Annotated in this window: 16 protein-coding genes; 10 read left to right on the top strand and 6 right to left on the bottom strand. The window is 71.0% G+C overall.

Translation table 11 applies throughout. From position 1 onward, the window contains the following. Positions 1-66 precede the first annotated feature (66 nt). The 5 genes from ACGF8A_RS11270 to ACGF8A_RS11250 all read right to left on the bottom strand — a co-directional run bounded on the left by ACGF8A_RS11270 (position 67) and on the right by ACGF8A_RS11250 (position 4,185). Positions 67-249, bottom strand: a complete 183-nt coding sequence (locus ACGF8A_RS11270; protein WP_393106593.1) for a hypothetical protein — start codon at positions 247-249, stop codon at positions 67-69. 20 nt (positions 250-269) lie between these two features. Next, positions 270-884: an RNA polymerase sigma factor gene (locus tag ACGF8A_RS11265; RefSeq protein ID WP_393106591.1), complete on the bottom strand. Its 615-nt coding sequence runs from the start codon at positions 882-884 to the stop codon at positions 270-272. A gap of 160 nt (positions 885-1,044) precedes the next feature. After that, a complete protein-coding gene (locus ACGF8A_RS11260; RefSeq protein ID WP_393106589.1) occupies positions 1,045-1,446 on the bottom strand; it encodes a hypothetical protein in 402 nt (133 codons plus the stop codon). A gap of 388 nt (positions 1,447-1,834) precedes the next feature. Further along, on the bottom strand, positions 1,835-2,443 hold the full coding sequence (locus tag ACGF8A_RS11255) for a hypothetical protein (protein WP_393106587.1): 609 nt from the start codon (positions 2,441-2,443) through the stop codon (positions 1,835-1,837). 167 nt (positions 2,444-2,610) lie between these two features. Beyond that, positions 2,611-4,185, bottom strand: coding sequence for a glycoside hydrolase family 20 protein (locus ACGF8A_RS11250; protein ID WP_393106734.1), 1,575 nt, complete (start codon positions 4,183-4,185; stop codon positions 2,611-2,613). A gap of 308 nt (positions 4,186-4,493) precedes the next feature. On the opposite strand from ACGF8A_RS11250, the gene ACGF8A_RS11245 reads away from it, so the two are divergent. The 10 genes from ACGF8A_RS11245 (at position 4,494) to ACGF8A_RS11200 (ending at position 12,302) form a co-directional block, all read left to right on the top strand. After that, on the top strand, positions 4,494-4,946 hold the full coding sequence (locus ACGF8A_RS11245; protein WP_393106585.1) for a 2-oxo-4-hydroxy-4-carboxy-5-ureidoimidazoline decarboxylase: 453 nt from the start codon (positions 4,494-4,496) through the stop codon (positions 4,944-4,946). A gap of 190 nt (positions 4,947-5,136) precedes the next feature. Then, positions 5,137-5,517 (top strand): succinate dehydrogenase, cytochrome b556 subunit, encoded by a 381-nt coding sequence (sdhC, locus tag ACGF8A_RS11240; protein ID WP_393106583.1) that lies wholly within the window; start codon positions 5,137-5,139, stop codon positions 5,515-5,517. A 5-nt stretch (positions 5,518-5,522) separates the two neighbouring features. Beyond that, entirely contained in the window at positions 5,523-6,005 is a 483-nt protein-coding gene (locus tag ACGF8A_RS11235) for a succinate dehydrogenase hydrophobic membrane anchor subunit (protein WP_393106581.1), read from the top strand. A gap of 22 nt (positions 6,006-6,027) precedes the next feature. Beyond that, positions 6,028-7,782: a succinate dehydrogenase flavoprotein subunit gene (gene sdhA, locus ACGF8A_RS11230; protein ID WP_393106578.1), complete on the top strand. Its 1,755-nt coding sequence runs from the start codon at positions 6,028-6,030 to the stop codon at positions 7,780-7,782. Next, positions 7,782-8,552 (top strand): succinate dehydrogenase iron-sulfur subunit, encoded by a 771-nt coding sequence (locus ACGF8A_RS11225; RefSeq protein WP_393106576.1) that lies wholly within the window; start codon positions 7,782-7,784, stop codon positions 8,550-8,552. The genes sdhA and ACGF8A_RS11225 overlap by 1 nt, the downstream gene beginning before the upstream one ends. Positions 8,553-9,278: 726 nt before the next feature. Continuing rightward, a complete protein-coding gene (locus tag ACGF8A_RS11220; protein ID WP_393106573.1) occupies positions 9,279-9,689 on the top strand; it encodes a VOC family protein in 411 nt (136 codons plus the stop codon). Positions 9,690-9,803: 114 nt separating this feature from the next. Continuing rightward, on the top strand, positions 9,804-10,211 hold the full coding sequence (locus tag ACGF8A_RS11215) for a hypothetical protein (RefSeq protein WP_393106570.1): 408 nt from the start codon (positions 9,804-9,806) through the stop codon (positions 10,209-10,211). 110 nt (positions 10,212-10,321) lie between these two features. Continuing rightward, positions 10,322-10,813 (top strand): thiol-disulfide oxidoreductase DCC family protein, encoded by a 492-nt coding sequence (locus ACGF8A_RS11210; RefSeq protein WP_393106568.1) that lies wholly within the window; start codon positions 10,322-10,324, stop codon positions 10,811-10,813. A 9-nt stretch (positions 10,814-10,822) separates the two neighbouring features. Continuing rightward, positions 10,823-11,593 carry a TetR/AcrR family transcriptional regulator gene (locus ACGF8A_RS11205; RefSeq protein ID WP_393106566.1) on the top strand — a complete coding sequence of 257 codons (771 nt, stop codon included), beginning with the start codon at positions 10,823-10,825 and terminating at the stop codon, positions 11,591-11,593. A gap of 91 nt (positions 11,594-11,684) precedes the next feature. Continuing rightward, a complete protein-coding gene (locus ACGF8A_RS11200) occupies positions 11,685-12,302 on the top strand; it encodes a Uma2 family endonuclease (protein WP_393106564.1) in 618 nt (205 codons plus the stop codon). Here ACGF8A_RS11200 and ACGF8A_RS11195 read toward each other — a convergent pair. Next, positions 12,295-14,697: an MMPL family transporter gene (locus ACGF8A_RS11195; RefSeq protein WP_393106732.1), complete on the bottom strand. Its 2,403-nt coding sequence runs from the start codon at positions 14,695-14,697 to the stop codon at positions 12,295-12,297. The genes ACGF8A_RS11200 and ACGF8A_RS11195 overlap by 8 nt on opposite strands. Positions 14,698-14,844 lie beyond the last annotated feature (147 nt).

Below are 14,844 nucleotides of genomic sequence, written 5' to 3'. Positions count from 1 at the left end.
GCCGTTGCCTTGGCCCCGGCCTCCTCGCGCACCGCGGCCCCGTCTCGTCCCACTCCGCGCCACGCCTCATCGCCCGTCGCCCCGCGACCGCCAGTCGTCCCGGCGGCGGGTACGGGCCCGGAGGGCGCCCGCGTCCCGGACCGCGCGGAAAGCCGCCAGGGCCTGCCGCTCGGCCTCCGGGTCCACAGCGCCGTCACCCGCCATCACACCCAGCAGCGCCGCGAGGTGGCCGCCGCCCTGTCCGTCCACGGACCGTCGTCCACCCGACCTCATGACTCCCCCAGCCTGCGGGGACCGTCCTGCGTCACGCCCTCGGCGCCGAGCCGGCGGGCGAGTTGCCGAAGCCCACGGTACGCGGCCGTCCGCACCGCACCGGGCCGCTTGCCCAGCACCCGGGCGGCGGCCGGGCCGTCGAGACCGACGACCACCCGCAGCAGCACGGCCTCGGCCTGCTCGCGCGGCAGTTCGCGGACCAGGGCCAGGGCGCGCTCGGTGGTGATGGACTCCAGAGCCTGGTCGTGCGTGCTCTGCGGGCCGGGCAGGTCCAGTACGTCCGGCTCGAGCGCCGCGGGCCGGGGCCGTACCCGGGTGCGTCGCAGATGGTCCAGCGCCCGGTGGCGCGCGATGGTCGCGGTCCAGCCGCGGAAGCCCGCCCCGTCGCCCTTGAACCGGCCCAGGTCCCGGGCGATTTCCAGCCAGGCGTCGGACGCCACGTCCTCGGCGTCGTCGCCGACCAGCCCGCGCAGATAGCCGAGCAGTCCCGGCTGCACCAGCCGGTAGGCGACCGCGAAGGCGTCCTCGTCCCCGTCCTGCGCCCGCGCGACCGCGGCACCCAATTCCCCGTCGTACGCCTGGGCGCGACGGGGTTCCCCTCCCTGGCCCACAACCGCCCTCGTTCGCACCGCGTTCGTAGGAAGTCGGCACCGTGCGACACGATCCGGCCCGTGTCGACGCCCCCACGGTCATCAGCGTCGGGTCTCACAGAAGTGTCACAGCTCGTCAGACGCCCCGCGGTCCCCCGACTCACGAGAGCGCGGCTGCCTTTCAGTTCCCGGCGGTCGCGTCCCGGCACAGCAGCCGCAGCGAGCCGTCGCCCGCGAAACAGCGGCGGGCCTCGTCGATGGGGTCCCACAGGCGGCCGTCCGGCGTGCGCACCCAGTGTTCGCCGCCGGCCGTCCACCACTCGGCACCGGCCTGACGGGCGATCACCTCACCCGCGTAGGCCCCGAGCCCGCGCAGGATGTGCTCCACGGCGGCGTACGGCGTGCCCTCCCGGCGCAGTTCGTCGATCATCCGGTCGGCACGCCACAGGGACTGCGCGGAGTAGTCGAGCCGCAGCCGCGCCCCCTCACGCAGGGTCGCCACCGCGTCCGCGGCCCACCGCACCGGCTTCGTCGCGGCCGAGGGCCTGTTCTCGGGGGTCGCCCCCGCCTGGGTCGTCGTCACAGTCTGGGTCGTCACATTCGGAAAAGCGCCCTGCAGCAACGATTCGTCACGCGCATTCGGCCACTGCCCGCAACCGGCGCAGAACCGCCCCACCGCGCCCTGAGGACGGTCACAGGATCCTTGCGCAAGCGCGGGTTTACGATCCCGGATCCGGGGCTCAGGCCCCTGCCCGGCCAGGGTCACCGCACGCACTCACCATCTCCGGGCAGGACCATCCCACCGGGCCGCCGACGCCTCGCCGAACGCACGGCTCCGGGGCCCGAACCCACCGCCCTGGCCGCCATGCCGCCAGGCCCGGATCACCACGCCCACATGCCGAATCCGCCCGAGGTCACAGCGCCGGGGCGTCGGGCCCGGCGCTCGGGCCGCCGCCGGCGCCGCGCGCCGCTCAGGCCTTCCTGGCACGGCGGGAGACCACCGCGCGCAGGACCCTGCGGCCCTCTGTCGACACCTCCAGGGCGCGGCGCAGGCCGGCCGAGCCGTGTTCGGCGAGGAGTTCCAGGACGGCGATCTGGCGGCGCAGTTCGGCGGCGACGAGCGGGGACATGGCGTCCGGACGGCCCGCCACGGGAGCCGTGCCCGCCCGCACGGCGTCCAGGGCCTGCGGGAACGTTTCGGCGGAGGATCCGCCGTCCTCCGCCGGGTCGAGCAGGCGGTGGATCTGGAGCGACGCCACCGAGCAGCCGTCGGCCCACACCCGGGCCTCGGCGGCCGACCGCACGGCGGGGGCGGCGGCCAGCATCCGCCGGACCAGCAACGCGGCCTCGTCCTCGACGTCCTCCGCGTCCATGACGTCGGCGACGCCCAGCTGCACTCGGGCCTTGTCCAGCAGCGCGCCCCACTCGCCGGTGTCCCCGTTGTCCGCCAGGTTCGCCCACAGCGGCCGCAGCACTTCGTCGTCACCCCCAAGGAGGGGAACGCACCGATCCAAACAAGCCAGGGCACTCACGGCCAGCCCGCGTTCGTCGGCCTGCGCGATCAGTTCCACCAGGCTCATCCACGCCTCCCGTTCCGGGGCGCCATTGCTTACGGAGCCCGCACTTCCCCTTACTGCGCGCCATACTGCCGTACTGTCACACCGGCACAACAGCGAGTCGGTGAAGGAACGGGAAGAAGAGCTTTTCGGCCAACGGACAGGATCGCGGCCGGTGCGCCGGGCGGCCCTCAGCCGAGCCGGTCGGCCAGTTCGCTGAACTCCGCCCAGGAGAGCTCCGGTTCGCCCGCGTCCCACAACTTCTGGACGGTCGCCCGCAGCGGCATCCGGATCCCGGCCGCCACCTGCGCCTGCGTCTGGGAGTTCGCGAGATCGCACCACACCGCGAACGAACCGCCGAGAATCTGCCCGTCGTAGTCCGTCGCGACCGGCTGCGTCCCGCGCAGCACCCGCGGCGTCCACTGCTCGTATATCCGCTGTCCCGTCGGATAGACGAAGGTCTGCGGCTGACCGAGGACGTAGTAGAGGAACTCGTCGTTGTAGTTGATGACCTTCCGCCCCGCGCTCAGGTACTCCGCCGGCTGCCGCGCCCCGATCTCCTTGCCCGTCCAGTACGCGACCTCGATGTCCTGGTCCGGCTGGACGGACGTCCCGGCGTAGAAGCCGTCGTTCCACGCGCGCGGCGTGCGGTCGAGGGCCCGGACCGCGGCGGCCCGGTCGTTGAGCCAGCCGGTGGCGAGGTCGGCGACGGTCCCGCCGGGGCCGTACGCCTCGCGCGCGGCGGCCGCGAGCTGCGGGTAGGAGGCCTGCGGGTCGGACACGGTGAGCGCCCGGTACTCGTCGCCGCCGAGGTGCCACCGGGTGCCGGGGAAGAGACCGGCGTACTCCTCGAACAACTCGTCGACGAGCTTCCCGGCCCCGGGGTTCGAGATGTCCACGGCCCCGGTCGCCGCCACGCCCTGCGCGTTGCGCAGCTGCAGGTCCGGGTGTGCGGCGATCACCGCGCCCAGGTGCCCCGGAGAGTCGATCTCCGGGACGATGCTGATGTGCCGGCTCTCGGCCAGCTGGACGATCCTGCGGACCTCGGCCTTCGTCAGGTGCTGCTGCGACACGACCTCGGGATGCGAGTCGGACTCGATACGGAATCCCTGGTCGTCGGAGAAGTGCAGCCCCAGTTCGTTGAACTTGAGGTCGCCCAGCTCCCGCACCCGGTCCTCTATCCAGTCGGCCGTGAAGTGCTTGCGGGCGATGTCCACCATCAGCCCGCGCCGCTCCTTGGCCGGCTCGTCCCGCACGACGCCCTCCGGCGCCGTGCCGCCGTCGCTCACGGTCTGCTTCAGCGTGCGGGTCCCGTAGAAGACCCCCGCCTCGCCGGGCCCGCTGATGCCGACCCGCCCGTCGCGGACGGTCATGGTGTACGACTCCGGGTTCGCCCCCTCGGCCCCGCTCAGCGACAGCCGGACGTCCCCCGCCCGGCTGTCGCCCTTCTCGCCCGCGTAGGCCAGCCCCAGCTCTCCGGCGATCAGCCGCCCCTCGTCCGCCAGCCCCGCGTCGCTCACCACGACCCGCGAGCTTTGCGCGGGACGCCAGCCCGGACCGCGCGCGGGAGAGTGGTCACCGACGGCCGGAATGGTGCGCGGGGCCGTGGACAGGGGGTAGGAGCGGGTGGGCGTCGGGGTGGGGGTCGGTGCCGCCGCGGCGGGTGCCGACGGGTTCGCCGACGTACCGCCCGGCGCCCCTCTGCCGGTCCACAGCCCCAGGCCGAGGCCGACGAGCACCACCGCGGCGGCGACCACCACGATCAGCCACCGCGTCCGTATGTCGCTGCGCGCCGCCGCCCGGCGCCTGTGCTGGCTCACCCTGCCAACGTACGACTTCGAGCGTCCACAGCGCGTCTTCAAACTCTCCCGTCCGGGTGAAACTCAGGCATCGCTCGGACACGCCGTGAACGCTCTCGATAGCGTGACGGCACATCTCCCACCACATCCCCTGCCGACACACGCGACGCCCACGAGGACCCACGCTGCCCGCGCACCGACTCCCAGACCTCCCCGGCCGAGTCGCCATACCGGTGGGGCCCTTCAACACCGCCCCCGCCGAGGACATACGGCGCATGCTGCTGAGCTGCCTGCACAGCGTCCGCTGGGCCCGGCGGGTCGCCGACCACCGCCCGTACCCCGACGCGGACGCCCTGCTCGCGGCGGCGGACGAGGCGGCGTACGACCTGACCGCGGCGGATCTCGGGGAGGCCCTGGCAGCGGAGTCCCTGCCCGAGCTGCCCGACGGCGCGTACTCGGCGGCCCACACGGCACTCGGCGCGGCCCACGCGGCATACGAGGCCCGCTTCGGGCATGTGTTCGTCATCTGCCTGGACGACTTCACCCCGGACGAGGTCCTCGACCAGCTCCTGGCGGCCATCCGGTCACGATTGACGAACGATCCGGAAGAGGAACGGGGGGTCACGGCCGAAGAACTCCGCCGCCTGGCGAGGGGCCGTCTGGTGACGTCCCTCAGGGGCGCGGGGAACCGCGCGACCAGCCCGAACGACACCGCGCCCGGCGCATAGGAAGGACACTCCACCCCGGAAGCCGCAATCCTCGCGCATCCGCGTGCCACATTGATCACACCGCCAGACCCCGGCTCAGCCCGGCGGCAGCGCGTCGCTACGATGCTGGGGGCCGGTGGACCGTACCCGGCCGGGCCCGTCCGACACCGAAGCCGGCAGGCCCCAGTCCCCGCTCCCGGAGGGTTCTTCCGTGCCGGCTGGAACGCTGTACCGCGGCCGGGAAGGAATGTGGTCCTGGGTGGCTCACCGAGTCACCGGCGTCCTCATCTTCTTCTTCCTGTTCGTACATGTGCTGGACACCGCACTCGTCCGTGTCTCCCCCGAGGCGTACGACGAGGTCGTGGCCACCTACAAGACGCCGCTCGTCGCCGTACTGGAGTACGGCCTGGTGGCCGCCATCCTCTTCCACGCGCTCAACGGCCTGCGCGTCATCGCCGTCGACTTCTGGTCGAAGGGCCCCCGCTACCAGAAGCAGATGCTCTGGTCCGTCGTGGCCGTCTGGGTCGTGCTGATGCTCGGGGCGATCTACCCCGTCCTCGGCCACGCCGCTCGTGAAGTCTTCGGGAGCTGACGCGCATGTCCACCACTGAGAAGACCGCTTCCGGCATCGGCCCCGTCGAGGGCACCTCCGTTTACACGGTCGACAACCCTGCGCCGCTCATCGAGCCGCCGCGCCTGCGCACCAGGAAGACCCCGCGGACCACGCGCGGCAACTTCGAGATGGCCGCGTGGCTCTTCATGCGGCTGTCCGGCATCGTGCTGGTCGTCCTGGTCATCGGCCACCTGCTGATCCAGCTCGTGCTGGACGGCGGCGTCTCCAAGATCGGCTTCGCCTTCGTGGCGGGCCGCTGGGCGTCCCCGTTCTGGCAGGTCTGGGACCTGCTGATGCTGTGGCTGGCGATGCTGCACGGCGCCAACGGCCTGCGCACGATCATCAACGACTACGCGGAGCGCGCGAACACGCGCCTGTGGCTGAAGGGCCTGCTGTACACCGCCACGGTGTTCACCATCCTGCTGGGCACGCTGGTGATCTTCACCTTCGACCCGAACATCCGCTAGGCACGGGGCTGAGGTACTACTGATGAAGATCCACAAGTACGACACCGTCATCGTCGGCGCGGGTGGCGCGGGTATGCGCGCCGCCATCGAGGCGACCAAGCGCAGCCGCACCGCCGTGCTGACCAAGCTCTACCCGACCCGCTCCCACACGGGCGCCGCGCAGGGCGGCATGGCCGCCGCGCTGGCCAACGTGGAGGAGGACAACTGGGAGTGGCACACCTTCGACACGGTCAAGGGCGGTGACTACCTGGTCGACCAGGACGCCGCCGAGATCCTGGCGAAGGAGGCCATCGACTCGGTCCTCGACCTGGAGAAGATGGGCCTGCCGTTCAACCGGACCCCGAACGGCACGATCGACCAGCGCCGCTTCGGCGGTCACAGCCGCAACCACGGCGAGGCCCCGGTCCGCCGCTCCTGCTACGCGGCCGACCGCACCGGCCACATGATCCTCCAGACGCTGTACCAGAACTGCGTCAAGGAGGGCGTGGAGTTCTTCAACGAGTTCTACGTCCTCGACCAGCTGATCACCGAGGTCGACGGCGTCAAACACTCGGCCGGTGTCGTGGCGTACGAGCTGGCGACCGGCGAGATCCACATCTTCCAGGCGAAGGCCGTGATCTACGCCTCCGGCGGGACCGGCAAGTTCTTCAAGGTGACGTCGAACGCGCACACGCTGACCGGTGACGGCCAGGCCGCCGTCTACCGCCGGGGCCTGCCGCTGGAGGACATGGAGTTCTTCCAGTTCCACCCGACCGGCATCTGGCGCATGGGCATCCTGCTGACGGAGGGCGCCCGCGGTGAGGGCGGCATCCTGCGCAACAAGGACGGCGAGCGCTTCATGGAGAAGTACGCGCCGGTCATGAAGGACCTCGCGTCCCGTGACGTCGTCTCCCGCTCCATCTACACCGAGATCCGTGAGGGCCGCGGCTGCGGTCCCGAGGGCGACCACGTCTACCTCGACCTCACCCACCTGCCGCCGGAGCAGCTGGACGCGAAGCTCCCGGACATCACCGAGTTCGCGCGCACCTACCTGGGCATCGAGCCGTACACGGACCCCATCCCGATCCAGCCGACGGCGCACTACGCGATGGGCGGCATCCCGACGAACGTCGAGGGTGAGGTCCTGGCGGACAACACCACGGTGGTCCCGGGCCTGTTCGCCGCCGGCGAGGTCGCCTGCGTGTCCGTGCACGGCGCCAACCGCCTCGGCACCAACTCGCTGCTGGACATCAACGTGTTCGGCAAGCGGGCCGGCATCGCGGCCGCCGCGTACGCGCGGAAGGCCGCCTTCGTCGAACTGCCGGAGAACCCGGAGTCCCTCGTCGTGGAGCAGATCGAGCGGCTGCGGACCTCGACGGGCAACGAGCGGGTGGCGACCCTGCGGCGTGAGCTGCAGGAGACCATGGACGCGAACGTCATGGTGTTCCGCACCGAGCAGACGATCAAGACGGCCGTCGAGAAGATCGCCGAGCTGCGCGAGCGGTACAGGAACGTGGCGATCCAGGACAAGGGCAGGCGGTTCAACACGGACCTGCTGGAGGCCGTCGAACTCGGCAACCTGCTCGACCTGGCCGAGGTCATGGCGGTCTCCGCGCTGGCCCGCAAGGAGTCCCGCGGCGGTCACTACCGCGAGGACTACCCCAACCGCGACGACGTCAACTTCATGCGCCACACCATGGCGTACCGCGAGGTCGGCGCCGACGGGTCCGAAACCGTCCGTCTCGACTACAAGCCGGTCGTCCAGACCCGCTACCAGCCGATGGAGCGTAAGTACTGATGGCTACACCCGTTCTGGACAAGGCCGAGACCCCTGGCTCGGAGTCCGCGGCCTCCCCTTACATCACCGTCACCTTCCGGATCCGCCGCTTCAACCCGGAGGTCTCGGCGGACGCGACCTGGGAAGACTTCCAGCTGGAGATCGATCCCAAGGAGCGTGTCCTCGACGGTCTGCACAAGATCAAGTGGGACGTGGACGGCACCCTGACGTTCCGCCGCTCCTGCGCGCACGGCATCTGCGGCTCGGACGCCATGCGGATCAACGGCAAGAACCGCCTTGCCTGCAAGACGCTGATCAAGGACATCAACCCCGAGAAGCCGATCACGGTCGAGCCCATCAAGGGCCTGACGGTCCTGAAGGACCTGGTCGTGGACATGGAGCCGTTCTTCCAGGCGTACCGGGACGTGATGCCCTTCCTGATCACGAAGGACACCAACGAGCCGACGCGTGAGCGGCTGCAGTCCGCGGAGGACCGCGAGCGCTTCGACGACACGACGAAGTGCATCCTGTGTGCGGCCTGCACCTCGTCCTGCCCGGTGTTCTGGAACGACGGCCAGTACTTCGGCCCCGCGGCGATCGTCAACGCCCACCGGTTCATCTTCGACTCGCGTGACGAGGCCGGTGAGCAGCGCCTGGAGATCCTCAACGACCGTGACGGCGTGTGGCGCTGCCGCACGACCTTCAACTGCACGGACGCCTGCCCGCGCGGTATCGAGGTCACCAAGGCGATCCAGGAGGTGAAGCGGGCGCTCATCACGCGCCGCTTCTGACCTCCGTCCCACGCCGTGGGTGAGGGCCCCGTCTGGAGGTGACGCACCGCAGGCGGGGCCCTCGCGCGTCCACAGCCGGCTCAGGACGGTCGGATCGGTGATCCTGGAGTCGTCCGCCGGCATCATGGCCGTGCTGAGGATGACCGTCGGCCTGCGGACGCCCTCGCAGGGCAGGCAGCCGGTAGGTGTGGCGCTCGCCCTTCACCTGGCGGAAGCGGCCCTCCGGCGGGCAGCGGTCGGCCATCGCGAGCCTCGGTATCAGGCGTGCGAGCAGCGCTCGGCGCGTCCCGGCGCTCCGGCCCAGCTCCCCGGAGCCGTACGAGGCCCGGTACGCGCGGAACCGGCCGCCGGGGCCGCCGTCCCGCCACCTCGGGTCGTTGCCGGCGCTGGCGGCACCGACGGACAGGCCGACGGCGCGCAGGGCTTCGGACAGGACGAGGGGCGGGATGCCGGCGAGGGGGACCGGGCCGGCCGGACCGGCTCCGTCGCGCAGCCACATGCGGTACTCGCCGTCGCAGCAGTGCGCCGAGTTCTCCGTGGCGTCGATCGGGTGGAAGCGGACCTGGCCGGTGCGCGGCCGAAGGTAGCTGCCGGACTCGGTGGTGTCGACGCCGTACTCGTCGCCCTCGCCCTCGATCCACTACGTCACGGTTGCCATGCCGACGGCAGTACGGGCCACCACTGACAATGCCGGGGTTCGGCCGCTCGCCCGCCTACGCTGACGGCATGTCAGATGACGAGTCGTACGAGCTGCTCGGTTTCGACAACGTGCTGTTGCCCGTCGGGGACCTGGGCGAGGCGGTGGCCTTCTACGAGCGGGCCGGATTCACGACGGGGTTCCGGATCGACGAGGCCGGGATCGCATTGCTGAGGGTCGGGGGTGAGACGCCCGGCCTCCTGCTGCGCGAGGAGGAGGAGTTCGGGCACCGGCCGCCGCCCTGGCCGTCCCCGCGGGTGTGGCTGGAGGTGCCGGACGCACGGATGGCGGCCGAGGCGCTGACCGCCGCGGGCATCCCGCTGCTCGACGCCCCCTCTCCCGCGGTCACCGGCTGGACGGTCGAGATCGCCGACCCCTGGGGGAACGTCGTCGGGTTCACGGACTACAGCAAACGGCCGGAGCTGGGCCGGATCTCCTGACCCGGGCACATCCGTCGGCGGACGGGGCGCCCACCCGTCTTGAACACGTTCAAAAACAGGGCTAGAGTCACCCCTGTCAGCATTTTGAACGCGTTCAAGAAAGGGTGGGGGGACATGGACCGCACGGTCGTCGCCTACGTCATCTATCTGGTCGTCAGCATCGCCCTGACCGTCTGGGTGGCCCGCACGCTCAGCCGCAACGGGCGGATCTTCCTGGCCGACGTGCTGCACGGCAACGAGAAGCTCGCCGACGCCGTGAACCACCTCCTGGTGGTCGGCTTCTACCTGGTCAACCTCGGGTTCGTCGCGCTGTACCTCAGTGACGACGGGACCGTCACCGACACGCGTGGCGTCTTCGAGGCACTGTCCACCAAGCTCGGTGTGGTGCTTCTGGTGCTCGGGGTGATGCACCTGGGCAATGTGTACGTCCTCAACCGGATCCGGCGGCGGGGTGCGATGGAGCGGGAGCAGCAGCCGCCGGTCCCGCCGCAGGGCTGGGTGGCACCGGCGCCGGGGGCCTGAGCACCGTGGGGGCCACGCAGAGGGGCCGGGACGGGGGCGGCGCCTCCGTACCGCGGGAAGGTCGCGTCGGTGGGGCTTCCGCCTCGGACGGGGGTCGGGACGGAAGCGGCGTGGCCAGGGCCGCCTCGGTGGGCCGGGGCGCGGCACGCGTCCCGGTTCGCCGGCTGACCGTGCTCTACGACGCCGAGTGCGCCCTGTGCGCGTTCCTGCGCGACTGGCTCGCACGGCAACGGCAGCTGGTGCCGCTGGACCTGGTGCCGGCCGGTTCCGCCGAGGCCCGGCGGCGCTTTCCCGGCCTCGACCACCCAAGGACCCTGGCCGACATCACCGTCGTCGGGGACGGCGGGCAGATCTACCAGGGCCCCGCCGCCTGGATCGTCACCCTGTGGGCGCTGCGCGAGCACCGGCCGCTCGCCCACCGCCTGAGCACCCCGGCGGGGATGCGGGTCGCCAAGGGGGCCGCTCTGGCCGCCGCGAAATGGCGCGACGGGCAGGGGGGCGGACAGGCGTACCCGCGCGCGGAAGGGTGGGCGTACGACCCTTCCCTGGGCTGGACGTACCTCACCAAGGGGTGCGCGGACGGCGCCTGTCCCACTGACTAGGCTCTCTTCGTGCCCGCGAACAACGACAGCCCGAACGAACGCCCCGGTGCGGGCGGCGGTACGCCGGCCGAGTCCGAGCTGACCAAGTCCGAGCAGACCCGTGCGCTGATCCTGGAGACCGCGATGCGGCTGTTCCGGGAGCGCGGGTACGACAAGACCACCATGCGGGCCATCGCCCAGGAGGCCGGGGTCTCCGTCGGCAACGCGTACTACTACTTCGCCGGCAAGGAACACCTCATCCAGGGCTTCTACGACCGGGTCGCCGCCGAGCACCAGGCGGCGGTCCGGGACGTACTGAACCGGGAGACCGACCTGGAGGCACGGCTCGCGGGCGTCCTGAAGGCCTGGCTGGACGTGGCGATGCCGTACCACGAGTTCGCGGTGCAGTTCTTCAAGAACGCCGCCGACCCCGACAGCCCGCTCAGCCCCTTCTCCCCGGAGTCGGAGCACGCGCGCGTGGAGGCCATCAGTGTCCACAGGGAGGTGCTCTCGGGTGCGAAGGCGAAGGTGCCGGCGGAACTCCGCGACATCCTCCCGGAGCTGATGTGGCTGTCCCAGATGGGCCTCGTCCTGTACTGGATCTTCGACCGCACGGAGGGACGGGAGCGCAGCTACCGGCTGGCCGAACGGGGCGCGCGCCTCACCGCGCGCGGGGTGGCGCTGGCCCGCTTCCGGGTGCTCCGGCCCCTGGTGCTGGAGGTGCACGAGCTGTTCACGGACTTCCTGCCCGGGATGACCAAGGTGCTGCCGGATCCGGGGGGCAAGGGCCGGGCAGGGTGATCCACGATCGGGTGAAGCCTCGTGACCGGGACGTTCGGATCCTCACCGGCCTACGATGATGCTCTCGACACCTGCCCCTAGGAGGCACGCGATGTCCGCTGCATCCGTCGAGCAGCCCTTCGACGACGACGAGCCGTTCTCGCTCACGGCCATCGCCGACGAGATCATGGAGCGCCATCCGGGCTACCGCGTCGAGATCATCGGAGGCCACCTCCTCGTGACCCCATCACCGGATGCCCCGCACGCCCGTGCTCTCACCGGCCTCATGCTGCCGTTCATTGCCGCTGGACTGCACGGCGCGGAGACCGAAGTACTCCAGAACGTCGGTCTCTGGCTGCCCACCGGGAGCGAGGACTACGCCATCCCCGATCTCGTGGTGGTGGATTCCGACATCGATGATCACTTCGTCGAGAACAACGCGTACGACCCGGTCTGCTTCCGCCTCGTCCTGGAGGTCACGTCCAGCAACTGGAAGGACGACCTGAGGACCAAGCCCGGCGCCTACGCCCAGGCCAAGATCCCCGTCTACCTCGTCGTCGACCGCAAGCATCAGCGGCTCCACGTCCTCACGGAGCCGGCCGGGAGCGAGTACGCGAACCACCGCGTCCACGCTCCCGGCGAGACGATCACGCTGCCCGAGACGATCGGCGCCGAGGTCACCCTCGACGTGGAGCAGATCATCAAGGCCGGGCAGCGGAAGGCTAACTGACGGCGTCCACCTCACCCTCCGCCAGCTCCACGTCGTACACCAACGGCCCCTCACCGACCGCCACATGACCCGCGCGTGAGGGGTGCGTCGCCGCCGTCACCGCCAGCAGATACGTCCCCGGCCCTGGCACCGCCACGATGTACGAACCGTCCGCCAGCGACGTCACCCGGTCCAGCTGACGGCCGCCGCGCGACACCAGTGTCACCACCGCTTCCGGCACCGGCCCGCCGTCCGCCGCGCGGATGAAGCCGTGGACCACCGAGGCGGGGCCGCCCGCATCCTCGGCGGACTCCTCCTCCCGTGGTTCCACCGCCAGATGCGGCAGCCGCTTCTCCAGCCCGGCCGGCAGCCACCAGTTGGCCTTGCCCAGCAGGTGCATCGCGGCCGGCACCAGCGCCGTACGCAGGATGAACGCGTCGAGTGCGACCGCCGCCGCCAGGCCGATACCGGCCATCGCGCCCTCCATGTCGCCGCTGAGCACGAACGCGGAGAAGACGCAGATCATGATCAGGGCGGCGCAGTTGATGACGCGGCTGGTCTCCGCGAGGCCGACGCGCACCGCGCGCGCGTTGTCCTTGGTATGCACCCACTCCTCGTGCATCCGGCTCACCAGGAACACCTGGTAGTCCATCGACAGGCCGAACAGCAGCGACAGCATGATGACGGGCAGGAACGCCGTGATCGGGCCCTCCTTGCCGATGCCGAGCAGTTCCGTGCCCCAGCCCCACTGGAAGATCGCCACCAGGACGCCGAAGGACGCGGCCGCTGCGATCAGGTTCATCAGCGCCGCGGTCAACGGCACCACCAGCGAGCGGAAGGCCACCAGCAACAGAAGGAAACCGAGCGCGATGATCGTCGCGACGAAGTACGGCAGCCGGTCGCCCGTCACCGACGCGAAGTCCTTGAAGACCGCTGTCACACCGCCCACATGGGCCTCGGCGCCGGACGCCGGGATCACCTCGTCACGCAGCACGTCGATCAGCCGGTCCGTCTCCTCGGACTGCGGTGAGGTCGCCGGCACCACCTGGATCACCGTGACGTCGTTCGCGGGCGGCAGCGCGGCCACCTGGGCGACGCCCTCGGCGGATTCGATGCGCGACACCAGCGCGTCGGGTGCCGTGCCGTCCACCACGACCTGGAGCGGGCCGTTGAATCCGGGGCCGAAGCCCTCGGCGAGCAGGTCGTAGGCCTGCCGGGTGGTCTGCGTCTCCTGGTGGTTGCCCTGGTCGGTGGCACCCAGCCGGATGGACAGCACGGGCAGCGACAGCACCACCATGACCGCGAGTGCGAGCGCCGCGATCGCCCGCGGGCGCCGCTGGACGTACGCCGACCAGCGCGCCGCCAGGCCGCTCGCCTCCTCCGGCTCCGGCCCCGCGTGGGCCAGCCGGTGCCGCTGCCGGCGGCTGAGCACCCGCATGCCGAGCAGACCGAGCAGGGCGGGCAGCAGCGTGACGGCCGCGAGGACGCTGAAGACGACGGTGAGGGAGGTCGCGATGACCACACCGTCCAGGAAGCGCAGGTTCATCACCAGCATGCCGGCCAGCGCGATGCAGACCGTGCCGCCGGCGAACAGCACCGCGCGGCCGGAGGTGTTGAGGGCGGTGACGGCGGCCTCCTCCGGCGTCGTACCGCGCAGGATGCCCCGCCGGTGCCGGGTGACGATGAACAGCGCGTAGTCGATCCCGACGCCGAGGCCGATCAGTGAGCCCAGCAGCGGCGCCACGTCGGGCACGTCCGTGGCGTGGCTGAGCAGCATCGTCGTGAGCATGCCGGTACCCACGCCGAAGATCGCCACGACGATCGGCAGCAGCATCGCGAACAGTGAGCCGAAGGCCAGGAACAGCACGATCGCCGCCGCCGCGATCCCGACCAGTTCGGCCGTGCCGGTGGGCGGCTCCTGGGTGCGCGCGATCGCCTGCCCGCCCAGCTCGACCTGGAGCCCGTCCCGTTCGGCCCTCTGCGCGGTCCCGACGACGTCCTCGATCAGCTCCATCGGGACGGCGTTCGCCTGCTCGGTGAAGGTGATCTGGGCGTACGCGATCCGCCCGTCCCGGCTGATCTGGGCCGCGCCCCGCTCACCGGCGTAGGGGCCGACGACCTGGCCGACGCCGTCCATGCCGCCGATCTCCGCCAGCGCCGGCTCGATCCGGGACCGTACCTCCGCGTCCCGGACCGTGCCCTCCTCGACCTTCCACACCACGGTGCCGGTGTCGCCGGCGCTCTCCGGGAAGGCCTTCTCCATCAGGTCGTACGCGCGCTTCGAGTCGGTGTTCGGCAGGGAGAAGACGTTCGCGTAGTCCGTGCCCGCCGTCGTCGCCGTGAAGCCCAGCCCGAACAGTGCCCCCACCCACAGCACCAGGACCACCAGCCGGTGCCGATAGCACCAGCGTGCCAGTGTCGCCACGCTCAACGCTCCTTCGTCGCGGATCGATTGGTCCCCCAGGTCCTGGGCAACAGGATCGGCCGTGCGGCGTGGGTGTGGGCACGACCCGCCCATGACTCTCAAGGAACTCCAAAGCGCATCGGGGCCCCGATGTCAGTG

The sequence above is a fragment of the Streptomyces sp. NPDC047706 genome, assembly GCF_043204795.1.
Classification (GTDB): Bacteria; Actinomycetota; Actinomycetes; order Streptomycetales; family Streptomycetaceae; genus Streptomyces.
Note: the sequence above shows the minus strand (reverse complement) of the source record. Positions and strands in the feature narration are given on the sequence as shown.